The sequence below is a fragment of the Acidovorax sp. GW101-11A03 genome (genome assembly GCF_059424825.1).
Genome location: NZ_JBWKZU010000003.1, coordinates 1 through 21,933 on the forward strand (window position 1 = coordinate 1; position 21,933 = coordinate 21,933).

Sequence of the window (21,933 nt, forward strand, 5' to 3'; positions counted from 1 at the left end):
TGGTGGCGGAGGGGGTGGAGACGACGGGGCAGCTGAGCTTTCTGAGGCTGCACGGGTGTGAGGGGTTCCAGGGGTATTTGTTTGGGCGGCCCACCCCCATGGACATCTTTTTGCGTGAACAGCAACTGGGCCTGATGTCGCAACCCCTGGTGGCTGTGCCGGAAGGGCACAAGCCATGAACAACGTCGGCATCCTGTGGGTGGACATTGACACGCAGCATGCAGCGGCTGCGCGGCGGTTGATTGCCGAGCGTTACCCTGAATGGCGCGTGGTGAACAGCCCCACCCCTGAGACGGCCATGGCGCCTCTGGCCTCGCAGGCCTGGGATGCCGTGGTGATGTGCCTGCGGCCTTCGGAGCAGGAGCTGCCTGGCCTGCTGGAGCTGTGTGCCGGCCGCCCGGTGCTGATGTGCATCGACGCCACGCAGGAGGCGCTGGCCGCGCGGGCCTTCCGCTGCGGGCTGGGTGACTATGTGCTGCGCGAGCCCGACGACGTGTCGCACCTGAGCGAGCTGCTCAACCGCCTGGTCGCCCTGACGCAGGGCACCAAGGGCCAGGGCCAGCCCGTGCGCATGGTGGACGCCCGTATCTGGCAAGAGGCGCTGACCATGCTGCAAGAGCAGCGTACGGCCCTGCAGGCCACGCTGGCCAGCATGAGCCAGGGCATCTTCAAGACGGGGCCCGATGGCCGCATCACCGTCTACAACCAGCGCGTGCTGGAGCTGCTGAATCTGCCCGAATCGCTGATGGCCACCCGTCCCACGCTGGCCGACCTGACGCGTGTGCAAGCCGAGCGCGGCGACTTTGGCGCGGGCTACAGCCTGGTGGACCGGCGCGGGCACGACTACGTGGCCCAGGGTGCGGTGGCCGCTGCCCCGGCGCTTTATTGGCGCACCACGCGCGATGGCCGTACCTTCGAGGTGCGCACCACCACGCTGGCCGACGGCAGCCTGGTGCGCACCTTTGCCGATGTGAGTGACTACGTGCGCGTCGAAAACGAGCTGCGCGAGAGTGAGGCGCGCTTCCGGTCACTGAGCGACCTGTCCTCTGACTGGTACTGGGAGCACGACGCCGAAGGCCGCTTTGTGCAGTTGGCGGGGGATCTGAGCGTGAACGGCATCCCGCTGTCGAGCGTGATGGGGCGCACCCGCTGGGAGATTGGTGCCCTCAACATGACCGAGGCCGACTGGGCCGCGCACCGCGCCGTGCTCGCCGCGCACCAGCCGTTTCGCGACCTGGAGCTGCAGCGCAAGCGCCTGGATGGCACCATGCACTGGATTTCGGTCAGCGGTGTGCCGGTGTTCGATGCGAATGGCGCGCTGCGCGGCTACCGGGGCGTGGGCCGCGACATCACCGAACGCAAGCAGGTCGAGAGCCAGATCGAGCGCCTGGCGTTTTACGACTCCCTCACCGGCCTGCCGAACCGCCGCCTGCTGGTGGACCGCCTGCAGCACGCCACGCTGGCCGTGGCGCGTTCAGACACCCAGGGCGCGCTGCTGTTCATCGACCTGGACAACTTCAAGGACCTCAACGACACCCTGGGGCATGACACCGGCGACCAGTTGCTGCTGCAGGTGGCCCAGCGCCTGAAGGCCTGCGTGCGCGAGTCCGACACCGTCGCCCGTTTTGGCGGGGACGAGTTCGTGGTGCTGGTGGAAGGCCTCAGCCCCGATGCGGACCATGCCAGCGCCGAGGCCGCGCTGGTGGCCAGCCACATTGCCACCACCCTCGGCAAGCCCTATGTGCTGGGCGATGCCAGCCACCACAGCTCGCCCAGCATTGGCATTGCGCTGTTTGGCCAGCAGCCGCTCAGCGTGGACGAACTGCTCAAGCACGCCGACCTGGCCATGTACCAGGCCAAGGCAGCGGGGCGCAACACGCAGCGCTTTTTTGACCCCGACATGCAGGCGGCGGTGAGCAACCGCTCGGCGCTGGAGGCTGACCTGCGCCGGGGGCTGCAGGAGAAGGAACTGGTGTTGTACTACCAGCCGGTGGTGGACGGCAAAGGCCGCCTGCAGGGGGCCGAGGCCCTGGTGCGCTGGCGCCATCCGCGCCGGGGCATGGTATCGCCCGCCGAATTCATCCCGCTGGCCGAACAGACCGGGCTTATCCTGCCGCTGGGCCAGTGGGTGATGGAGGCTGCCTGTGCCCAGCTGGTGGCCTGGTCGCGCAGCTCGCTCACGCGGCAGTTTTTCCTGTCCGTCAACGTGAGCGTGCGGCAGTTCCGCCAGCCTGACTTTGTGGAGCAGGTGCTGGGGGCGCTGGACGCCACGGGGGCCAACCCCGAGCGTCTCAAGCTTGAACTTACCGAGAGCCTGCTGTTGGCCGATGTCGAGGACATCATTGCGCGCATGGAACACCTGCGCCGCTACGGCGTCGGCTTTTCGCTCGACGACTTTGGCACCGGTTATTCGAGCTTGAGCTACCTCAAGCGCCTGCCGCTGGACCAGCTCAAGATCGACCAGAGCTTTGTGCGCGATCTGCAGACCGACCCTAACGACGCAGCCATCGTGCGCACCATCCTGGCCCTGGCCGACAGCCTGGACCTGGGCGTGGTGGCCGAGGGCGTGGAGACCACGGGCCAGCTCGAATTCTTGCAGCGCTACGGCTGCAAGGCCTTCCAGGGCTACCTGTTTGGCCGCCCCATGCCGCCCGAGGTGCTGGAACGGGCGTTGCGGCCTGCGCTATGACAAAAGCCACCGCCCTTTTGGGCGCGACAATGAATCCATGACATTTGACCCCTACGCTCCCCACTTCGTGTGGTCGCTGCCCCCCAGAGGGGGTGCTTTTCATCTTGGGGCGGCCCGGCGATGAAAAAGCAGGTGTTGGTCGCCGGTGGCGGCATCGGCGGCTTGGCCGCTGCGTTGGGCGCCTCGCGCGCGGGCTGGGATGTGCGGCTGTACGAGCGCGCTGCCGCCTTCAGCGAAGTGGGTGCGGGCGTGCAGATCGGGCCCAATGTGGTACGTCGCTTGCAGGCCTGGGGCTTGCAACAGGCGCTGCAAGCGGTGGCGGTCTTTCCCGGCCGCCTGCAGGTGCGCAATGCCGTGAGCGGCCGCGAGCTGGCGGTGCTGCCGCTGGGCCCCGCAGCGGTGGAGCGCTACGGCGCGGCCTACGCCACCATCCACCGCGCCGACCTGCATGGCCTGCTGCTGCAGGGGGTCACCCAGGGCACTGACGCACAGCTGCATCTGGACCATGCCATCGACCGTTTTGCTGACAGCGGCGAAGTCGTCACCGTGCGCACCAGCCGGGGCAAGGAGGTGGAGGGCGATGCGCTGATTGGCGCCGATGGCCTGTGGAGCCGCACCCGCACCCAATTGCTGGGCACCATGCCACCGCGTGTGACGGGCCATCTGGCCTACCGCGCCCTGGTGCCGCAGCAGGCGCTGCCCGAGGCGCTGCGCACCACCCAGGTCACCGCCTGGCTGGGCCCACGCCTGCATGCAGTGCAGTACCCCGTGCGCCGGGGCGAGTTGCAGAACATCGTCGTTATCGTGCAGGGCCCCGCGCCGCAGGACCTGGAGAACTGGGACCATGCCGCCAACGCTGCGGGCCTGGACCACGCGCTACAAGGCACCTGCACCACATTGCAGGACCTGGTGCGCGGTGTGAGTGATCACGCCCCGGCAGGCTGGCGTCTGTGGCCGCTGTGCGACCGCCCGCCCGTGCGCGCCGTCGACGAGATGGCGCGCGGCCTGGTGGGCCTGCTGGGCGATGCCGCCCACCCCATGCGCCCCTACCTGGCCCAGGGCGCGGGCATGGCGATCGAGGATGCCGCCGAGCTGCAGCGGGCGCTGGCCATGCACGACCTGGAGGTGCCGCTGCGCCTCACGCGTTATGCCCTCAACCGCTGGCAGCGCAACGCCCGCGTGCAGGCGCGTTCCATCCGCAATGGGCGCATTTTTCATGCCACAGGGTTGGTGCGGTGGGGGCGGGACGGGGCGCTGCGCCTGCTGGGTGAGCGCTTGCTGGATGTGCCCTGGCTGTACCGCGGCGATGGTGCGGGCGCCAGTGCGCTGTGAGTGCTTGGTGACGGGCAGGACTGCCGCGTGGGCCCTGTTGCAAGCATCGGGTTCAGGGCGCTTCTGAGCGTGTAGGCAGCCCCCGCAGGTTGTCAGGACATTCCCTATCCGGGGCAACCCGTGCAGGCCACGCGCAGGCTGAACTTTGCGCAGTATGCCGTGCTCTACCGCAGTGTGTGCAAAGCGCCAAAAAGGCAACGGATGTGACCACGAATTTGCTGTTCAAGCGCAGGCCGTGGTGCTACAAAGAGCCAAGCCGGTAGCGATTCCCACTGCAACACCGTGGCACTTCCCGAGCCCGCCGGGGGTGCCGCCACAGGAGGTCGTATGGATGCCATCAGCAATTTCGCCGCGCGCTACGCCCGTAGCCGTGAAGAGGAAATGTCGATCGACGAGTACCTCGCCGAGTGCAAGCGCGATCCGATGGCGTTTGCCACGGCCGCCCAGCGCATGCTGGCCGCCATTGGCGAGCCCGAAATGGTGGACACGCGCAACGACCCGCGCCTGTCGCGCCTGTTTGCCAACAAGGTCATCAAACGCTACCCCGCCTTTGCCGAGTTTTACGGCATGGAAGACTCCATCGAGCAGGTGGTGAGCTTCTTCCGCCATGCGGCGCAGGGGCTTGAAGAGCGCAAGCAGATCCTCTACCTGCTCGGCCCCGTGGGCGGCGGCAAAAGTTCGATCGCCGAGCGGCTCAAATACCTCATGCAGAAGGTGCCGTTCTATGCGCTCAAGGGGTCGCCGGTCAACGAATCACCACTGGGCCTGTTCGATGCGATGGAGGACGGGCCCGTGCTGGAAGAGCAGTTCGGCATCCCCCGGCGCTACCTGCAGCGTGTGCTGTCGCCCTGGGCCGTGAAGCGGCTCGAAGAGTTTGGCGGCGACATCCGCCAGTTCCGGGTGGTCAAGCGCTACCCCAGCATCATGAAGCAGGTGGGCATCGCCAAGACCGAGCCGGGCGACGAGAACAACCAGGACATTTCCAGCCTGGTGGGCAAGGTGGACATCCGCAAGCTCGAAACCTATGCCCAGGACGACACAGATGCCTATAGCTACAGCGGCGGCCTGTGCCTGGCCAACCAGGGGCTGCTCGAATTTGTGGAAATGTTCAAGGCGCCCATCAAGGTGCTGCACCCGCTGCTCACGGCCACGCAGGAGGGCAACTACAAGGGCACGGAAGGCTTTGGCGCCATACCGTTCGATGGCGTGGTGCTGGCCCACAGCAATGAGAGCGAGTGGAAGGCGTTTCGCAACAACAAGAACAACGAGGCGTTTCTCGACCGCATCTACATCGTCAAGGTGCCGTATTGCCTGCGGGTGAGCGAAGAAACCCGCATCTACGAAAAACTCATCCGCGAGTCGTCGCTGGGCAACGCCGTGTGTGCGCCGGGCACGCTCAAGATGATGGCGCAGTTCGCTGTCCTCACGCGGCTGAAGGAGCCCGAGAACTCCAGCATCCTCAGCAAGATGCAGGTCTACGACGGCGAGAGCCTGAAGGACACCGACCCCCGCGCCAAGAGCTACCAGGAGTACCGCGACTATGCGGGCGTGGACGAGGGCATGACGGGCATCTCCACCCGCTTTGCGTTCAAGATCCTCTCGAAGGTGTTCAACTTCGACAGCGCCGAGGTGGCTGCCAACCCGGTGCACCTGATGTATGTGCTGGAGCAGCAGATCGAGCGCGAGCAGTTCCCCGCCGAACTGGAGACCAAGTACACCGGCTACATCAAGGAGTTTCTGTCGCCGCGTTATGCCGAGTTCATCGGCAAGGAGATCCAGACCGCCTACCTGGAAAGCTACAGCGAGTACGGCCAGAACATCTTCGACCGCTACGTGACCTACGCCGACTACTGGATCCAGGACAACGAGTACCGCGACACCGACACCGGCGAGGTGTTCGACCGGGGCGCGCTCAATGCCGAGCTGGAGAAGATCGAGAAGCCCGCAGGCATTGCCAACCCCAAGGACTTCCGCAACGAGATCGTCAACTTCGTGCTGCGGGCCCGGGCCAACAACCAGGGCAAGAACCCGAGCTGGACGAGCTACGAAAAACTGCGCCTGGTGATCGAGAAGAAGATGTTCTCGAACACCGAGGAGCTGCTGCCGGTGATCAGCTTCAACGCCAAGGCCAGCGCCGAGGAGGCGCGCAAACACGAGGACTTCGTCACCCGCATGGTGAACAAGGGCTATACGCCCAAGCAGGTGCGCCTGCTGTGCGAGTGGTACCTGCGCGTGCGCAAGAGCAGCTAGTTGATCGATGGGTTGGCCAGCGTGCCGTTCTGGGGCGCCGGTCCATGAAGGGGGCAAGTGGATGGCATTGCAAATCATCGACCGCAGGCTCGCAGGCAAGAACAAGTCCGTCGGCAACCGCGAGCGTTTTGTCCGCCGCTTCAAGGAGCAGATTGCGGACAGCGTGCGCCGCGCCGTGTCGCAGCGCGGCATCCGCGAGATCGAGCAGGCCGAGAACATCACCATCCCCAAGAAGGACATCGGCGAGCCCGTGTTTCACCACGGCCAGGGCGGCATCCGCGACATGGTGCACCCCGGCAATGCCGAGCATGTGCGCGGCGACCGCATCGAGCGGCCCAAGGGCGGCAGTGGCCGTGGCTCGCAGGCCAGCGATGGCGGCGAGGGCGAGGACGACTTCACCTTCACCCTGACCAAGGAAGAGTTCATGCAGCTCTTTTTTGAAGACCTGGCGCTGCCGCACCTGCTGCGCACCCACATCGGCGAGAACCCGCTGTGGAAGTCGCGCCGCGCGGGCTACAGCCAGGACGGAATCCCCAACAACCTGGCCGTCCTGCGCACCATGCGTGGCGCTTTGGGGCGCCGCATTGCGCTGGGCAAGTCTGCGCACCGCGAGCTGCTGGTGCTGCAGGCCGAGCTGGACGCCCTGCTGGCGCAGGACGATGGCACCAGCGAGGCCGTGGCCGCGCTGCAGCGCCGCATTGATGCGCTGCAGGTGCGCATCGGCCGCATCCCTTACCTCGACCCCATCGACCTGCGCTTTCGCGCCCGCATCCAGGTGCCGGTGCCCAACAGCCAGGCGGTGATGTTCTGCCTGATGGATGTCTCGGGCTCCATGGACGAGGCGCGCAAGGACCTGGCCAAGCGCTTCTTCATCCTGCTGTACCTGTTCCTCACGCGGCACTACGAGAAGATCGACATCGTCTTCATCCGCCACCACACCCAGGCCGCCGAGGTGAGCGAGGAGCAGTTCTTCCACTCCACCGAAAGCGGCGGCACGGTGGTGAGCAGCGCGCTGGTGCTGCTCGACCAGATCATCCGCGCGCGCTACCCCAGCGGCGACTGGAACATCTACGTGGCCCAGGCCAGCGATGGCGACAACTTCACCAACGACAGCGGCAACTGCCGCAACCTGCTGGTGGACCGCATCCTGCCGCTGGTGCGCTACTTTGCCTACGTGCAGGTGGCGGAGGAGGAGCAGAACCTGTGGGAGGAATACAGCCAGCTGTTGCCGGAGTTCTCGCACTTCGCCATGCGCAAGGTGTCGCAGCCCAGCGAGATCTACCCTGTGTTCCGAGACCTCTTCAAGAAGGAAGGGGTGCCGCTATGAGCAACATGGCCCAGTACCCGGTGCTGGAGCGCCGCATCCACGACAACCCCTGGAAGGCGGCCGCCGTGGGCGAGCGCCGCCACCATGCCGTGCCCGAGCAGCCTCTGCCCCCCGGGGCGCGGCCTGCCGAGCCGCTGCCTGACCCGAGCGACTGGACGTTCGACCTCATCGAGCGCTACCACGCGGCCATCGCGGCCACAGCCGCGCGTTTTGGCCTCGACACCTATCCCAACCAGCTCGAAATCATCACCGCCGAACAGATGATGGACGCCTACTCCAGCGTGGGCATGCCGGTGAACTACCGCCACTGGAGCTACGGCAAGGAGTTTCTGGCCACCGAGCGGCGCTACCGGCGCGGGCACATGGGGCTGGCGTATGAGATCGTCATCAACTCCAACCCCTGCATCAGCTACCTGATGGAGGAGAACACCACTGCCATGCAGGCGCTGGTGATTGCCCATGCGGCCTACGGGCACAACAGCTTCTTCAAGGGCAACTACCTGTTTCGCATGTGGACGGACGCGTCCAGCATCATCGACTACCTGGTGTATGCCAAGGACTATGTGGCGCAGTGCGAGGAACGCTATGGTTTTGACGAGGTCGAGCGCATCCTTGACTCCTGCCACGCGCTGGCCAACTTCGGGGTGGACCGCTACCGCCGCCCGTCCAAGAAAAACCTGGCGCGCGAGCGGCTGGAGCGCGCGCAGCGCGAGGCCTATGCCCAGCAGCAGATCAACGAGCTGTGGCGCACCCTGCCCACGCGGCCCGGCAAGGACGACGCCGTGCCCGAACACAACCGCTTTCCGCAGGAGCCGCAGGAGAACATCCTGTATTTCATCGAGAAGAATGCGCCCCTGCTGGAGCCCTGGCAGCGTGAGATCGTGCGCATCGTGCGCAAAATCGCGCAGTACTTCTACCCCCAGCGCCAGACCCAGGTCATGAACGAGGGCTGGGCCACCTTCTGGCACTACACGCTGCTCAACACCCTGTATGACGAGGGCTACCTGAGCGACGGCGTGATGATCGAATGGCTGGGCTCGCACACCAACGTGGTCTTTCAGCCGCCTGTGGGCCACCGGGCCTACAGCGGCATCAACCCCTATGCGCTGGGCTTTGCCATGTACCGCGACATCCAGCGCATCTGCCAGAACCCCACGGCCGAAGACCGGCGCTGGTTCCCCGACATCGCGGGCACGCCCTGGCTGCCTGCGCTGGACCATGCCATGCGCAATTTCAAGGACGAGAGCTTCATCGGCCAGTACCTGAGCCCGCACCTGATGCGCGAAATGCGCCTGTTTGCGCTGCACGATGACGCCAGCCAGGGCGACCTGGTGGTCAGCGAGATCCACGACGAGAACGGCTACCGCAACCTGCGCCAGATGCTGTCGCAGCAGTACGACCTGGGCACGCGCGAACCCAACATCCAGGTCTGGAACGTGAACCTGCGCGGCGACCGCAGCCTGACCCTGCGCCACACCCAGTACCAAAGCCGCCCGCTGGCCGACGACACCCAGGAGGTACTCAGGCATGTGGCCCGCCTGTGGGGCTTTGGCGTGCAGATCGAAGGGGTGGACGCCTATGGCAACCACCCGGTGCTGCTGCACGTGGTGCCTGCGCCTGCGGCGTGAGGCCACATAGGCCTTGTTTGCTATATATTTAATAGCTAATAAGGCAATGTGGGCGCGCGGTAAGCCCTGTTTTTATTCAAATTTTTGATCTGATCAGGCGGTGTGAAGGCCCCGGGTGTGCAGCGGGCAGTCGGTGGCCACGCGCTCGGCCAGCGTCTGGCGCAGGGCCTGCAGCGCCGCAATGCGCGTGTCGATCTCGCCGAGCTTGCTGGCCAGCACCTGGTTCAGCAGCGGACCGGGTTCGGGGGCGTCCCAGATCATGGGCAGCCGGTCGCCAATCTCGGCCAGCGTAAAGCCCAGCTGCTGCGCCGTGCGGATGTACTGCACCAGCGTCACCACCTCGGGCGGGTAGTCGCGGTAGCCATTGGCCAGGCGCCGCGCACGGATCAGGCCCTGCTGTTCATAAAACCGCAGCGCCTCGCGGCTCAGGCCCGAGGCCGTGGCCAGTTCTCCAATCAGCATCGCCTGCTCCCTCCACAACGTCACAAAGTGCTTGACCCTGAAGCGTACTTCAAGGTGGAAGCTCGGGGCTTCATCCATTCCCTGAGGGTCTTTTTTCCATGCACATCCCCGCCTTGCCTTCTGCCCGTTACCTGCGCATCGTGCGCGCCAGCGGTTGGTACGACCTGCTCGTCACCTGGCCGTTTGTCCTGCCCTGGACCTTTGCCTGGCTCTACGCGCAGCTGAACCTGCTGGCCCAGGCACTTGGCTTGCCCGGCACGCTGCACCCGCTCGACACCACCCACATGCTGCTGGCCAACCTGCTGGGCTCGGTGGTGGTGGTGTGGTCGGTGGCGCGCATCGTGGCGCCCACGCTGCTGCTGGGGCGGCTGGATGGCGTGGCGCGCTTTTTGTTTGCTGCCTGGCAGATCTACGCCGTGGCGCACGGGGCCAATGCCATCGTGCTGGGCTTCACCGCGTTCGAGCTGGTGTTTGGCGTGCTGCAGTGGTGGCGCGTGCAAGGTGCAGGCATGGCCCTGTGCCCGCCGGGCAACACGCGGGTCAGTGAGCGGCTCAGTGCGCAGGGGCCGGTGCGGGCAGGCACCTGAAGGCGATCGCGCCTGCCGCCAGCATGCCCGCAATGGTCAGCATCACTGCCACATACGGGTCCAGGCCCCGCGCCGCGGCCAGCGAGGCGGCCAGGCCCGTCACCCACTGCATCAGCGCCACGCCCAGAAACAGGGCCATGGTGAACACTGCCATGGCCCGCCCGGTCATCGCGGCCGGGTAGGACGAACGCACGTCGGCGTACTGCAGCACCATGTAGCCCGACAGCAGGCCCACAGCAATCGAGCCCGCCACGTCCAGCCATTCGGCGTGCAGCAGGCCGATGGCCACAAACAGCCCGGCCAGCAGCAGCGTGAAGCCCACCAGCCAGTGCCTGCGCCGGCCAGGCCCGGGGTCAATGCGCCCGAAGTAGGCCGGGGTGAACAGCGACACCAGCGACGAGAGCATGGCCACGTTGCCGCTGGCCACCAGGCTGTAGCCATGCCGCTCGATGAGCAGCGGCCCCAGCCACAGCCCGCGCAGCGTGAGGAAGGAGGCATAGGTCATCAGCCCCAGCAGCATGATGCCGGCCGTGTGCGGCAGCAGGAACAGCGCACCAAAGCCGCGCACTGCGGCACCGACCGATTCGCGCGGCAGCGTGCTGTGTGCATGCTGCACGGGCTCGTGCACCTTCCAGAAGATCAGCAGCCAGGCCAGGGCGGCCAGCCCGGCCAGCACGCCAAACCCCAGGCGCCAGGACGACTGCTGCACCAGCCAGGCCAGCGGCGTGCCGGTGAACAGCATGCCCAGCCCGCCCACGCCCATGGCGATGCCCGACACCATCGCAAACCGGCTGGCCGGAAAGTAGCGCGCAATGAACACGGTGCACACCAGAAAGGCGGGCGCGCAGCCCACCCCAATTAGCACCTGCCCCAGCAGCACCCCGCCATAGCCGGGCGCGAGTGCCGACAGCAGGGCACCCGCAATGGTGAGCGGGAAGGCCACCAGCAGCGTGCGCCGCACGCCATACAGGTCGATGCCGACGCCCATGAACAGCTGCATGGTGCCGAACGCAAACGCGAAAGCCCCGGCAAACACCCCCAGCGCCTCGGCCGACAGCCCGAACTCCGCCCGCAACCCGGTGGCCATGATCGCCGTGATGGTGCGAAACGCCTGGCTCAGCGCAAAGCCCGACACCAGCGCCAGCAGCATGGCCCAGGCGGCGCGGGATGAAAGAAGCGGGGCGGGTTGCGAAGCGGGCGGAGGGGCAGGCAGGGGGGTGGGCACAGGTGCGGGTCTCCAGGGCAGAAGTCAGCGGCTGCCGGCACAGGGGCACTGGCCGCAGGGCCCTGCGAGGTTACCTGCACCTGGAGAAGCGGGCTGTCACCCAGGGACGTGCGGGGTGCGGCTGTGCGGGCACGTGGGGGGCTTGGAGGGGTTTCCTAGGGTATGTCCCAGTCCCCGATGCCTATGCCCCACCAAGACGGTCGGATGCTGGTGGTTTTAAGTCGCCCATCACTGTAATCAAATGTTTCGTGCGGTATTGGGTCTTCTGGTGCGATCAATTCAACCTGCCCCCGGGGCCCGGGCGCCCGTCATGAGGGCGCCACAGGGCGCGAACAGACTTTAGAGGCAGCTCTCGATGTGGGGATCACCCCAATGACGGGGCTGCAGGGCCTGGGGCACCCTTGGGGTTATGTGCTGCGCCGGGTGTTGTTCACGGCTCTGGAATCGCTGGTTTCGGTCTCTCGCAAGCAGGATGGCGCAGGCAGTGGGTGGTGCCAGATGAATGGCAAGGTTTGTGCTTAGGTGGCTGGCAGGGGCTTTTGAACAGGCCCCGGTGGCCGGTGGCCACAGGCCGTTGGATGGAAGTTGTCGGGCGCACCCAGGGTGCGCTGCGATGTCAGGAGTGACCGATGAAGACGATGGTTTTGCTGGGTTCGGGTGCGTTGGCCACCCTCTTGTTGTCGGGCTGCGCAAGCCAGCCCCCGGCCATGCAGGCGTTCAGCGCTCCGGCAGACGGCAACAGCATGCAGTACGCCTGTGGCAACGGCGAGAAGGTCGAAATGCAGTTCTACCCTGACCAGGGCCGCAGCGTGATGCGCCGCAGTGGCTGGACGGTGGAGCTGCCCCGGCAGGTGGCAGAAACCGGCTACGCCTACAGCAACGGCCCCACCACGGTGCTGGGCAAGGGCAACGAGCTGACCATCCAGATTGGCCACCTGGCACCGATCTGGTGCCGCAGCAACCGTTCCATGATGGTGGCCGAGATCAAGTAACAGGGTTTTCTCTTTTCACCTCCCGGCCGCTGGCCGGTGGGTCGGGTTCCAGGGGCCTGCGCAGTGTGGCTGCGCAGGCCCTTTTCCGTTTCAGGCCGTTTCAGGGCGTGCCCGGTGCGCAGGCCTCGGGGGCCGTGGCAGCGGGGCGCTGCTCCAGGGTCAAGGGCGCAATCAGGTGGTTGCCCTGTGCATCCCGCACGGTGACGGCCACCTCGCGGCTGCTGTCGGCGCGGGTGTCGCTGAACTGCAGGCGCATCTCGGCGGCCACGGTGCGGGTCTGCACCTGGCCGTCGGCCAGCTCCGTGGTTTCCAGGGTGCCGTTCAGCACGGCCAGGCCGGTGGCATCGATCTCCCACGGGCCGGTGAACACAAAGTGGCGGCAGGTGACGGTCAGCTCCACCCGCTCGTTCTCCAGCCGCAACTCGGTGCTGCCGCAATGCTGCGCGCAAGGGGCGCCAACGGCGAAGCCGCTGCCCGAGAAGCCAAGCACACCATTGATGGGCCCGGTGCCCGTGCCCCCGGTGCCAGGCCCGCAGGCGGCCAGCACCAGCAAGGTGGCGGCCGTGGCCAGCAGCCGGGCTGTGCGCTGAGCCATAAGCCGGGCCATGTGGGCCCAGAGTTCAGGAAGGACGTTCATCTTTGTCTGCGGCATAGAAGTAGCTGCCAAAGCGGGCGCGCCGGTTGCGCTCGCCGGGCGGGGTGTTTTTCTGGTCGTGGTCGTAGCGGGCCTGCGCCTCGGTCATCACGGTCTTGAAAGCCTGGCGCCAGGCCCTGGCGGCCACCACGTGCAGGCGGTGGGCGGACTCTGCGCTCAGCTGGTCCACAAACACGGCCTGCTCCAGGTAGTTGTGCTCGCCCTCCAGGTTGAGGCTGGCGGCGGCCAGGTGGTCGTGCAGGTTCTCCTGCATCAGCTGCGCCATCTCGGCAAAACCCTGGCGCGGCACAAAACCAGCGGCCAGCAGGCGGATCTGGCCGTCCTCGCCTTCCTCGGCCATGCCCAGGCGCACCAGCTCGTCAAGCACCGCGCGGGGCCGCACATCGCTGCTGATGCTGGCGACCAGTCCGTCAAAGTGCGGGGGCTCGCCGCTGCGGGGCAGGGGGCGGGGCTGACCCTCGTCGTCCAGGCAGTCGGTCTGGCTCAGCCAGCGCGCGGCCACCTGGCTGGCCATGTTCAGCGGGGTTTCGCCCGCTTCTTCTTCGGCAGCAGGTTCGGCCAGGCGGCCCAGGTTGCGCACGTCGCGCCGGTGCACGCCCGACATCAGGCTCACCGCGCTGTCGGTGGCCTTCTTGCCCGTGCGCTGCAACTCGTCGTGTGCGGCGTCCAGAAACACCTTCTTCATCGCCGCTGCAAACGCGGGGTAGGCCACGCCATTGCGCAGCAGCAGGCGCGCCAACGGGCGCAGCACGTGCAGGGCAGAGGCCAGAACGATGGCGGAGCGGGAGGGCATGAAAACAGAACCGGCGCGCGGTGGGTGTCAGGGTCAGGCCGTGATTGTCATCTGGTTGACTCGTGGAAATTGTGTGGGATATTATCCCACTTATCTGTGAGGTGGGATGGGCAAGCTTCCACCCCGCCATGCAGATCACAGGTATCCACAGGGAGAAAAATCACATGACGAACCGAAGGTTGATAAAGAAAGTGGCGGGCATGTCCTATGTCTCGCCCGCATGGCTGGCCGTGGCCACGGCCGCATTCGTGGCGGGCTGCGGCGGGGGGGAGGGCGGCAACCCGCAGACGCCCAACGAGGCGCGGCTGCAGGTGGCGCGGTCGGGCGATCTGGTGGCCTACTTCAAGGCCAAGATCGCGCAGCGGGTGGCGCTGGGTTACCCCGGCACGGCCATCACCGTGCCCACCGTGGGGGGCCTGAGCAGCGCAGGCAGCGTGGTCACCCACACCGGCGCACCTCTGGCAGGTGCGGTGGTGGAGGAAGACGGCCTCATCCAGGCCGAGGGCACCATGTTGTTCGGCCTGCACCGCGCCTATGCCACCGACACCGGTCGCGAGCCGCCGCGTCTGACTGCCCAGGCGCGCGCCGCCGATGGCAGCCTGGCCAGCGTGGGCCGCGCCACGCTGGATGCCAAGTTCATCCCCCAGGGCTTTTATGTGGCGGGCGGTGGCACACGCGCCGCCGTGCTGTCGCAGCAAGACCCGTACGCCGACCGCCAGCCCGTGGTGGCTGCGGCCGACGCCAGCATCACCGTGTTGCCCGAATACAGCCGCATGCTGTCGCTCGACCTGTTCGCGATCAGCAAGGACATGGCGCCCGCGCAGCTCAAGCAGATGCGCATCGACGGGCTGCTGGTGGGCAGCCGCCTGATTGGCAACACGCTGTACCTGGTCACCACCTGGTCGCCCGACCTCACCCGCTTCACCGTGCCTGCGGGCGCCTCGGCATCGGCGGTGCAGACGGCGCTCAAGGACCTGAACACTGCCGCACTGATCCCCACCCTGCGCGTGGACGGCGGCCAGCCCCAGCCGCTGGTGAACGAGGCCGACTGCCTGGTGCAGACGGGCAATGCCTCGCTGTCGCTGCAGCTCACCTCCATCACGGCCATTGACCTCACCTCGTCCAGCCTGGCGCGCACCAGCCGCTGTTTCGCGGGTGGCAGCGAAGCGGTGCACCTGGGCGCGCGCAGCGTGTATGTGGCCAGCTCGCGCCAGTACCGCTATGGCGGCGATGTGATCAATGCCGTGTTCCCGGCCGACAGCCGCACCGACATCCACAAGTTCAGCTTCCGTGGTGCGCAGGTGGACTACGACGCCTCGGGCAGCGTGGACGGCCACCTGGGCTGGGACCTGCGCCGCATGCCGTCGCGCCTGAACGAGTACCAGAACGACTTGCGCGTGCTGACCTTCACCGGCAAGACGGGCCAAAGCGGCATGCCGCCGGTGACCATCCAGGCCCAGCAGGCCTCCCCCGCGCTGCTGACCGTGCTGCGCGACAGCGGCCGCGACAACCACCTGAGCCCGCAGGCCAAGCTGCCCATCCGGCTGCGCACGGCGCGGGGCGATCAGCAGATCGACAACGTGTTTTTCGCAGGCACCCGGGCCTATGCCACCCCCTTTGCCACCACCGAACCCGTGTGGGTGCTGGACCTGGCCAACCCCGCCAACCCCACGGTGGCGGGCGAGCTGGCGGCGGGCGGCCATGCCGACCACCTGGTGCCGCTGCCAAACGGCCTGCTGCTGGGTGTGGGCAGGGACAGTGCCCTGGGCGGCGTGGCCGACGGCATCCAGCTGGCGGTGTTTGACGTGCGCAATGCCGCGCAGGGCAAGCGCCTGGCCACGCAGGCGGTGGGCGGCCGGGGCAGCATCACCACACTCGACGGCACCCGCCCCGTGCTCAACCTGCAGGCGGTGGAAGGCAAGGTGCGCCTGGCGTTCCCGGCCCGCGTCTACCAGGCGCCCACCGGGGTGGGCACGCCCCCGCCCGTGCGGGGTTACCAGGGCGCCCTGCGGCTGGAGGTGAACACAACCACCGGCGCGCTCGCCCAGCGCTCCATGGTGGTGTCCACGCCCATCCTGAACGGCGACACGCCCGGGCTGTACAGCCGCTTTGACATTGCCAACGAGCGCAGCCTGCAGGTGGACAACCTGGCCTACCAGCTCTCGGGCGGGCAGGTGTTTGCCAAGGCCGGAGACTGAAGCGCACGCCGAGTGCAGATCAGGGAGAGAACTATAAAAACCATAGCTGCCAGCGCTTTCCTGTAGGGCGCAGGCAGCAGTTACAAGGCCTGTTCACCGGGGTGGTGAGCAGGCCTGTTTTTTTCGGTGTGCCGCCGTGCTTACAGGTCCGTGCGCAGCTTCCAGATTTCGGGGAACAGCACCACGTCGAGCATCTTGCGCAGGTAGCTCACCCCGCCCGTGCCGCCCGTGCCGCGCTTGAAGCCGATCACGCGCTCCACCGTGGTCACGTGGCGGAAGCGCCAGAGGCGGAAGGCGTCTTCCAGGTCGGTCAGCTCCTCGCCCAGCTGGTACAGGTCCCAGTGCTTCTCGGGGTTGCGGTACACGGTGAGCCAGGCCTGCTCCACTGCATCGTTTTCCACATAAGGCTGTGTCCAGTCGCGTTCGGTGTGGCTGGCGGGCACGGCCAGGCCGCGCCGGGCCATCAGGCGCAGGGCCTCGTCATACAGCGACGGGGCTTCATACGCGGCCTGCACCTGGGCCAGCAGGTCGGCGCGGTGCTCGTGGGGCTTGAGCATGGCCCGGTTTTTGTTGCCCATCGAAAACTCGATGCAGCGGTACTGGTAACTCTGGAAGCCGCTGGACTGGCCCAGGTACGGGCGCATGGCGCTGTACTCGGGCGGCGTCATGGTGGCCAGCACGTCCCAGGCGTGCACCAGCTGCTCCATGATCTTGCTCACGCGCGCCAGCATCTTGAAGGCGGGCGGCAGCTCGTCGCGCGCAATGTGGCCGATGGCTGCGCGCAGCTCGTGCAGCATGAGCTTCATCCACAGTTCGCTGGTCTGGTGCTGCACGATGAACAGCATCTCGTCGTGCGCGGGCGACAGCGGCTTTTGTGCGGTGAGGATGGCGTCGAGCTGCAGGTAGTCGCCGTAGCTCATGCTCTGGCTGAAGTCGAGCTGTGCGCGCTCTTCATGCACGATGGATTCGGGCAGGGCAGATGCTGCGTTGTCGCCTGGGTTGGCGTTGGCCGGTGTGTTGGAGTGGGAGAAGGGGCACATGATCAGGTCACTGCATGGGTCTGGTTGAACTCAGGCTTTCGCCACTCGCCACTCTCCAGCACCTGGCGCAGGTGCTCCACGGCGTTCCACACGTCTTCAAAGCCCAGGTACAGCGGCGTAAAGCCAAAGCGCAGGATGTCCTTGTGGCGACCCGTGCCGCCGTCGCCCTTGCGGAAGTCGCCGATCACACCGCGCGCAATCAGCGCCTGCACGATGGCGTAGGCGCCGCTGCCCTGGCCGTTCACGCCCGCGCCTTCGTCGCGCGTCAGGCACACCTGCGAGCCGCGCTGGGCATGGTCACGCGGCGTGGCCAGGCCCAGGCCGTGGCCTGTGCAGCGCTCTTCCACCAGCTGGATGAACAGGTCGGTGAGCGCCAGCGACTTGGCGCGCAGCGCGGCCATGCCGCCCAGGCTTTGTGCGGCGGTGAACACATCCAGACCGCATTGCAAGGCCGACAGACTGATGATGGGCTGCGTGCCGCACAGGTAGCGCGTGATGCCCGGCGCGGGCTGGTAGTCGGGCGTGAAAGCAAAGGGTGCGGCGTGGCCCCACCAACCCGACAGGGGCTGCCAGAAGCGGTCGGCATGGCGTGGGTGCACCCACACAAAGGCGGGTGCGCCGGGGCCGCCGTTCAAATATTTGTAGCCGCAGCCGATGGAGAAATCTGCGCCTGCGCCGTTCAGATCGACCGGCACCGCGCCCGCGCTGTGTGCCAGGTCCCACACGCACAGAATGCCCTGGGCGTGCGCAGCGGCGGTGATGGCGGCCATGTCGTGCATGGCGCCGGTGCGGTAGTTCACGTGCGTGAGCATCAGCACGGCCACGTCGCTGGTCAGTGCAGCGTTGATCTCTTCAGGCTCCACCAGCACCAGCTCCAGCCCGCGCTCCTTGCACAGGCCTTCGGCAATGTAGAGGTCGGTGGGGAAGTTGCTGCGCTCGCTCACGATGCGTTTGCGGGCGGGGTTGTCTTCGCGGGCGATGTTGAGCGCCGCGCTCAGCACCTTGTAGAGGTTGATGGAGGTGCTGTCGGTGCACACCACTTCGTCCTGGCCCGCGCCGATCAACGGTGCGAGCTGGTTGCCCAGGCGCTGGGGCAGGTCGAACCAGCTCGCGGTGTTCCACGATTTGATGAGGTCGGTGCCCCACTCGCGTGTGACCACATCGGCCACGCGCGCTGCCGCGGCCTTGGGGGCCACGCCCAGCGAGTTGCCGTCGAGGTAGATCACGCCTGGGGGCAGAGCGAAGTGGCTGCGCAGCGGCGCGAGGGGGTCTTGCGCGTCGAGCGCGCTGCAGTCTTGCAAGGTGGTGGTCATGGTGTTCAGAGTGGTTTGCTTCTGTTTTGATAGCTGCTGGCGCATGATGGAAGCGCGGTAGAGGCCAAAAAAGATCGAAATTTTTGTGCTACAGCGCCCGCAGCACGGCGCGCACCGGCGATGCGTCGGCCGTGGTCAGCTTGAGTGGCAGGGCGATGAGTTCGTAGTCACCCTCGGGCACGGCGTCGAGCACCAGGTTTTCGAGCACGCGCAGGCCCCGGCGGCGGATGACCTGGTGGCTGTCGAGCGTCTTGCTGTCGGCCGGGTCGATGCTGGCGGTGTCGATGCCCACCAGCAGCACACCCAGGTCGGCCAGGCGCTCGATGGTGCCGGGCGCATAGGCGGCCAGTTGGGCATCCCAGCGGTCCACGGGCATGTGCTCATAGGTGCGCACCAGCACGCGCTGGGGCAGAGTGCCGTTCACTGCGTGAGCGATGTGTTCCCAGGTGATCAGCGGGCCGCAGCCGATGGCATGGATCACGCGGCAGGGGCCCAGGAAGGCGTCGAGCGACACATCGCCGATGGTGGCGCCCTGTGCGTCGTAGTGCAGCGGTGCGTCGGCGTGGGCGCCCACATGGGGCGACATGGTGATCGCGCTCACGTTGACCGGGCAGCCGGGGCCGATGGTGGCGCACCACTGCTGGCTGTAGGCCGTGTCGCCGGGGAACACGGGGCTGCCCGCAAACACGGGCGGTGAGATGTCCCAGAGCCGGCGGGCGGTGGGGGAGGAGGGCGTTGACATGGGACAAAGTTTGCATGTCCCGAAAAACCCGTGGTGTCGGTTATTTCCAACACCTGGTCGATTTTTTGTTGAAGCCTAAACTACTTTGATGCGGCAGTAGCCCGGCTGCTGGAGGGTGTCACCTCACAAGCTGGTGCCTTCCGCCAGCGGCGCCAGCCCGTGCCGCGCACGCGCCTTGTGGCAGGCATAGTCGCCTGCCGAGAACTCCCGGCAGGGCGCGGGGCGCAGTTCGTAGATGCTGCAGGCCACCTGCTGGCCCACCTGGCCGGTCAGCGCGGCGCAGCGGATGGGCACCTGCTCCGTGCCTCGCATTCGGCAGGTGCTGCCGTTCACATCCAGCGCCAGGCTGTCGGGCACCGTGCCGCCCATCGCCTGCATCTCGTACACGGCAAAGTCCACGCGAAAGCTGGCGCAGCAGGCGCCGCAGCTCAGGCACGGGTGGGCGGAATCGGCGGTGGTGGTGGCTTCGGACATGCGGGACGGGCGGGATGGGCGCAGGGCCTGCGGCGGGGCCGTCAGGCGCTGTGGGGGAGGGGAATGCTAACGAAAAAACCCACGCCCCGGCCGTTCAGGCCCGCGCCGATCTGCACCTGCCCGCCCATGCGCAGCACCGCCTGCCGTACGATGGCCAAGCCCAGGCCCGAGCCGTTGGCGGCGTGGCCCGTGCCCCGGTAAAAGCGCTCGAACACCCGCTGCTGTTCGCTGACCGGGATGCCCGGGCCGTCGTCCTGCACCGACAGCAGCAGCGCCGCACTATCACGCCGCAGCGCCACCGCCACGTTGCCGCCGTGGGGTGTGTAGCGCAGCGCGTTGTCGATGAGGTTGTGGGCGATGGATTCGAACGCAGGCTGGTCGAGCCGGGCGGGCAAGGTGTCGGGTGCGTCCAGCGACAGCTCGATCTGCCGCGCGATGGCCTGCGGCGCAGCCTGCGCCAGCGCGCCGCGCAGCCACTGCGCCACGTCCATGTCGCGCGGTGCGGGGCGCTGCGCGTCGTCCAGCGCAGCCAGGTCCAGCAGTTGCTGCGCCAGGTGCGAGGTGCGGGCGATGGCCTGCTCCAGATGGGCCTGGGCCTGCGTGCGCTCCTCTTCGCTGGGCGAGCGGGCCATCACATGGGCCTGGGCGGTGATCACGGCCAGCGGCGTGCGGATCTCGTGCGCGGCGTCTTGCACAAAGGCGCGCTCGCGGTCCACCTTTTGCCGCAGCTGGGTGAAGAGGTGATCGAGTGACTGCTCTAGCGGCTTGAGTTCGCGGTGGCGGGCGTTGAAGCCCACCGATTGCAGGTCGTCCTGCCCGCGCTGCGCGATGCGGCTGGCCAGTTGCTGCAGCGGCCGCAGGCCATGGCGTACCGACAGCCACACCGCCAGCAGCACAAAGGGTGACGCCAGCAGCAGGTACGGCAGCAAGGCGCGGCCGTTGTACTGCAGGAAGTTGGAGTCCGTGCGCTTGGTCTCGAACACCCGCAGCACCCAGCGCGCATTGCGGCCGGTGTAGATGCGGAACGACCGGCCCTGCAGGGCGGCTTCTTCAATGAAAGGCTCAGCGCGCGGTGTGGCGGGTGGCAAGGCCATGTTCTGCAGCCCCGGCGATGCAAACACGCGCTGGCCCGATGCCGCATCCAGCAGCTCGTGCATCTGCACCCCGGGCAGCAGGCCCACCTGGCGGCGGCGGATGTTGGTCCAGTGGTCGGTGGCCGCCACCGCCGTGGCGGCGTGCGCAGGATCGGTAACCTGGGCCAGCGAATCCAGCACCGCATCGCCGTACTTCATCAGGCCCGGGTCGCGGGTGATGGTGTGTTTGTAGTTGACGAAGTTGTAGCCCAGTAGCACCGCCCACACCACCACAAACGCCACCAGCACCGATGCCACGCTCCGGCGCATCAGCGTGGGCTCGGCCAGCCAGGCCCATGTGCTGCGCAACGCGTGCTTCATCGTCGTGGTCATGCTTGCAGCAGATAGCCCACGCCCCGCACCGTGCGGATCAGCTCCGCACCGATCTTGCGACGCAGGTTGGACACATGCACCTCGATGGCGGCAAAGTCCATGGGCTCGCCCAGCGGGTCCAGCCGCTGCGCCAGCACGCTTTTGGACACCACCACGCCCGGCTCGCGCGCCAGCTCCAGCAGCAGCTGGAACTCGCGCGGCGACAGGTCCAGCGCCGCGCCACCGCGCTGCACCGCATGGCGGCGCGGCTCAATCACCAGCTCGCCCAGCACCCAGCGTTCGCTGGCCTGGCGCGCGCTGCGGCGCAGCACGGCGCGGATGCGCGAGAGCAGCTCGGCCGTGGCAAAGGGCTTGATCACGAAGTCATCGGCGCCGCCGTCCAGGCCAGCCAACCGGTCCTCCACCGCCGAGCGCGCCGTGATCACGATGATGGGCACCTGCCCGCCCTGGCCTGCCTGGTTGCGCCAGCGCGCCAGCAGGTCAAAGCCACTGCCGTCGGGCAAGGTCAGGTCGAGCAGCACGCAGTCCACCGTGGTCGCATCCACTGTGGCGGGCGCGTCCACCGCGCGGCGCAGCCACTCGCTGCTCAGGCCCTCCACCTTCAGCGCGGACTGCAGAGCGCGGCCCAGGTCCAGGTCGTCTTCGATGAGCAGGATGTGCATGGGGTGGGATTGTGGCGGGAGCGGTGGCCCTTGCGTGGCGCGGCGGCAGGGGCCTTTGGCTGGCCTTAAGGCAAGGCTTTGCACAATGGCCGCATCCG

At 67.1% G+C, this 21,933-nt stretch carries 18 protein-coding genes; 8 read left to right on the forward strand and 10 right to left on the reverse strand.

All coding sequences use genetic code 11. From position 1 onward, the window contains the following. The first annotated feature begins 175 nt into the window (after nucleotides 1-175). From AC07Z7_RS02125 to AC07Z7_RS02145, 5 genes are all read left to right on the forward strand, one after another. On the forward strand, nucleotides 176-2,689 hold the full coding sequence (locus AC07Z7_RS02125; RefSeq protein ID WP_440113433.1) for an EAL domain-containing protein: 2,514 nt from the start codon (nucleotides 176-178) through the stop codon (nucleotides 2,687-2,689). A 120-nt stretch (nucleotides 2,690-2,809) separates the two neighbouring features. Further along, nucleotides 2,810-4,021, forward strand: a complete 1,212-nt coding sequence (locus tag AC07Z7_RS02130) for an FAD-dependent monooxygenase (protein WP_494765168.1) — start codon at nucleotides 2,810-2,812, stop codon at nucleotides 4,019-4,021. A gap of 327 nt (nucleotides 4,022-4,348) precedes the next feature. Then, nucleotides 4,349-6,271: a PrkA family serine protein kinase gene (locus AC07Z7_RS02135; protein ID WP_094288137.1), complete on the forward strand. Its 1,923-nt coding sequence runs from the start codon at nucleotides 4,349-4,351 to the stop codon at nucleotides 6,269-6,271. Between the two features lie 61 nt (nucleotides 6,272-6,332). Further along, nucleotides 6,333-7,598 carry a YeaH/YhbH family protein gene (locus tag AC07Z7_RS02140; protein ID WP_094288139.1) on the forward strand — a complete coding sequence of 422 codons (1,266 nt, stop codon included), beginning with the start codon at nucleotides 6,333-6,335 and terminating at the stop codon, nucleotides 7,596-7,598. Then, complete coding sequence (locus AC07Z7_RS02145; RefSeq protein ID WP_494765169.1) at nucleotides 7,595-9,226, forward strand: SpoVR family protein; 1,632 nt, start codon at nucleotides 7,595-7,597, stop codon at nucleotides 9,224-9,226. Before AC07Z7_RS02140 ends, AC07Z7_RS02145 begins: the two co-directional genes overlap by 4 nt. Nucleotides 9,227-9,319: 93 nt before the next feature. Here the strand turns inward: AC07Z7_RS02145 and AC07Z7_RS02150 are convergent, their stop codons facing one another. Next, nucleotides 9,320-9,688, reverse strand: coding sequence for a MerR family transcriptional regulator (locus AC07Z7_RS02150; protein WP_094288143.1), 369 nt, complete (start codon nucleotides 9,686-9,688; stop codon nucleotides 9,320-9,322). Between the two features lie 98 nt (nucleotides 9,689-9,786). Here AC07Z7_RS02150 and AC07Z7_RS02155 point away from each other — a divergent pair, with 98 nt between their 5' ends. Beyond that, complete coding sequence (locus tag AC07Z7_RS02155) at nucleotides 9,787-10,275, forward strand: hypothetical protein (RefSeq protein ID WP_494765170.1); 489 nt, start codon at nucleotides 9,787-9,789, stop codon at nucleotides 10,273-10,275. On the opposite strand, the gene AC07Z7_RS02160 is transcribed toward AC07Z7_RS02155, so the two are convergent. After that, on the reverse strand, nucleotides 10,241-11,425 hold the full coding sequence (locus AC07Z7_RS02160; protein WP_494765268.1) for an MFS transporter: 1,185 nt from the start codon (nucleotides 11,423-11,425) through the stop codon (nucleotides 10,241-10,243). The two genes, AC07Z7_RS02155 and AC07Z7_RS02160, sit on opposite strands and share 35 nt — an antisense overlap. A gap of 704 nt (nucleotides 11,426-12,129) precedes the next feature. On the opposite strand from AC07Z7_RS02160, the gene AC07Z7_RS02165 reads away from it, so the two are divergent. After that, a complete protein-coding gene (locus tag AC07Z7_RS02165) occupies nucleotides 12,130-12,492 on the forward strand; it encodes an MliC family protein (protein WP_063462535.1) in 363 nt (120 codons plus the stop codon). A 100-nt stretch (nucleotides 12,493-12,592) separates the two neighbouring features. Here AC07Z7_RS02165 and AC07Z7_RS02170 read toward each other — a convergent pair whose 3' ends face one another. Together AC07Z7_RS02170 and AC07Z7_RS02175 are read right to left on the reverse strand one after the other, a co-directional pair. Then, nucleotides 12,593-13,129, reverse strand: coding sequence for a hypothetical protein (locus tag AC07Z7_RS02170; protein ID WP_133066250.1), 537 nt, complete (start codon nucleotides 13,127-13,129; stop codon nucleotides 12,593-12,595). After that, nucleotides 13,113-13,940, reverse strand: a complete 828-nt coding sequence (locus tag AC07Z7_RS02175; protein WP_494765171.1) for a DUF6502 family protein — start codon at nucleotides 13,938-13,940, stop codon at nucleotides 13,113-13,115. Before AC07Z7_RS02175 ends, AC07Z7_RS02170 begins: the two co-directional genes overlap by 17 nt. A gap of 164 nt (nucleotides 13,941-14,104) precedes the next feature. Here AC07Z7_RS02175 and AC07Z7_RS02180 point away from each other — a divergent pair, with 164 nt between their 5' ends. After that, nucleotides 14,105-16,138, forward strand: coding sequence for a beta-propeller domain-containing protein (locus tag AC07Z7_RS02180; protein ID WP_252661090.1), 2,034 nt, complete (start codon nucleotides 14,105-14,107; stop codon nucleotides 16,136-16,138). 140 nt (nucleotides 16,139-16,278) lie between these two features. On the opposite strand, the gene kynA is transcribed toward AC07Z7_RS02180, so the two are convergent. From kynA to AC07Z7_RS02210, 6 genes are all read right to left on the reverse strand, one after another. After that, nucleotides 16,279-17,178, reverse strand: a complete 900-nt coding sequence (gene kynA / locus AC07Z7_RS02185) for a tryptophan 2,3-dioxygenase (RefSeq protein ID WP_494765172.1) — start codon at nucleotides 17,176-17,178, stop codon at nucleotides 16,279-16,281. Nucleotides 17,179-17,180: 2 nt separating this feature from the next. Then, the gene (kynU, locus tag AC07Z7_RS02190) at nucleotides 17,181-18,491 is read right to left on the reverse strand and encodes a kynureninase (protein ID WP_252661094.1); all 1,311 of its coding nucleotides are present in this window, start codon (nucleotides 18,489-18,491) and stop codon (nucleotides 17,181-17,183) included. 88 nt (nucleotides 18,492-18,579) lie between these two features. Next, entirely contained in the window at nucleotides 18,580-19,233 is a 654-nt protein-coding gene (gene kynB, locus AC07Z7_RS02195; protein WP_252661096.1) for an arylformamidase, read from the reverse strand. Nucleotides 19,234-19,356: 123 nt separating this feature from the next. Continuing rightward, nucleotides 19,357-19,707, reverse strand: coding sequence for a YkgJ family cysteine cluster protein (locus AC07Z7_RS02200; RefSeq protein ID WP_252661098.1), 351 nt, complete (start codon nucleotides 19,705-19,707; stop codon nucleotides 19,357-19,359). Between the two features lie 41 nt (nucleotides 19,708-19,748). Beyond that, nucleotides 19,749-21,173 carry a sensor histidine kinase gene (locus AC07Z7_RS02205; protein WP_252661099.1) on the reverse strand — a complete coding sequence of 475 codons (1,425 nt, stop codon included), beginning with the start codon at nucleotides 21,171-21,173 and terminating at the stop codon, nucleotides 19,749-19,751. Further along, complete coding sequence (locus tag AC07Z7_RS02210) at nucleotides 21,170-21,835, reverse strand: response regulator transcription factor (RefSeq protein WP_252661101.1); 666 nt, start codon at nucleotides 21,833-21,835, stop codon at nucleotides 21,170-21,172. The genes AC07Z7_RS02205 and AC07Z7_RS02210 overlap by 4 nt, the downstream gene beginning before the upstream one ends. Nucleotides 21,836-21,933 lie beyond the last annotated feature (98 nt).